This window comes from Methylobacterium sp. J-048, assembly GCF_022829515.1.
GTDB lineage: Bacteria > Pseudomonadota > Alphaproteobacteria > Rhizobiales > Beijerinckiaceae > Methylobacterium.
Genome location: NZ_JAKSYL010000222.1, coordinates 1 through 1,343, shown reverse-complemented (window position 1 = coordinate 1,343; position 1,343 = coordinate 1). Strand labels below are relative to the sequence as shown.

Below are 1,343 nucleotides of genomic sequence, written 5' to 3'. Positions count from 1 at the left end.
TCGCCACGCGTCCGGGCGGGGGCACAGCGGTGATCGTCGGTGCAGAACGACCGAGAACCTCGATCGGAGCCTGCGCCTGGATCGATCGGGGCGGCAGGATCGGCGCAGGGGTCGGCCTCGTCGACAGGGCTCGCGTCGGCCCCGGCTCGGTTCGATCCTGCGACTGTTGCGAGACATCTGGTTCGAGCGTCGCGACCACTGACGGCGGGACCGATGTTCTGACATCCCGGCGTTCAGTGGGCTCGTTCCAGACAGTCGGCTGTTCGTGCATCAGATGAGCCGCATCAAGGGGTGCGCGGCCGATCAGTGGCAGGCGCGGGTCGGCGCGTGGCGGCAGGAACACCGGCTGCTCCGCCGTATCGGCGGGGTTCGGATCCAGGAAGGTGCGTGGTCCGTCTGCAGACGGCGAAACATCCGGATAGTCCCTGGTCGATAGCGGCCCTGTCAGGTGCGGGACCTCGACCCACGACGGGAAGATAGCGGGTGTCGAAGCTTCGACGGGCACGACAGATGTCGTGCGACGCGGCGACGTCAGCAAAATCCAGCTGCTGCGCGGAACAAGCCAGGTCGCGCCGACGGCAATCAGTGCGAGGGTAGAGAGGCAGGAAATCGAGATCGTGGCCCAAGATGACAGGTGGCTGCTAGGCCTAACGACCGTGAGCGGCCGGGCAGCACCGACAGGCTTCAGATCGCCTACAAAGACGGGACCACGCTGTAACATCTTCTCAGAACTGGTTTGAGCAAGAAATAGTTCAAGGCCAGGGTGATTCAGAATCTTCGCAAGCCGAACACGGTTAAAATCGTGCTCGTGCGCAATGCTGATGCAGAATGCTTAAATAGTTTGAGGTGGAGCGTCGCACGACAGGCAATAAACCTCGCCTCCATCCCAGCGCCGTTCGTCATACCGCCCGCCCGCAGACCCTCACCGCATGGCTCGGCCAGCCCTACCACCCGCACGGATTCGAGGACGTGTCGCTCGGCCGAGGTCGCCCGCCGCTTGTCGGCAGACCTTTTTCGGCTCCGTTTTCCCCGATTCTGACAGGACTAGAACTTCAGTAGGCGTGCGCTGCGGGGATTTGCACCCTCCCCCCTGAGGGATGGATCCCTTCCGGGACAGGCGCAGCCAGGCGGTCCACTCGGCCGAGACGATACGGACGATGTTCGGCAGGTTGCGAAACCCCGTGACGGGGCGCTCCTCGACCGTGACCAGCCCGAGCTTGCGCGCCTCGCGGATAGCATTGCGCACGGTGGTCTCGGACACGCCCACGATCGCCGCGACGTGGCCCATGGCCAGCCGGCAATCGCCGCGCCGGGCCGTCTCGGCCGCGACGAGGGCGAGCACG

Annotated in this window: 2 pseudogenes; both read right to left on the bottom strand. The window is 65.0% G+C overall.

Annotated features, from left to right (window positions below):
• A pseudogene (locus tag MKL09_RS21445) lies at window positions 1-505 on the bottom strand (hypothetical protein); the annotation flags it as partial.
• Window positions 506-922: 417 nt separating this feature from the next.
• Window positions 923-1,343 (bottom strand): annotated as a pseudogene (locus MKL09_RS21440) (helix-turn-helix domain-containing protein); the annotation flags it as partial.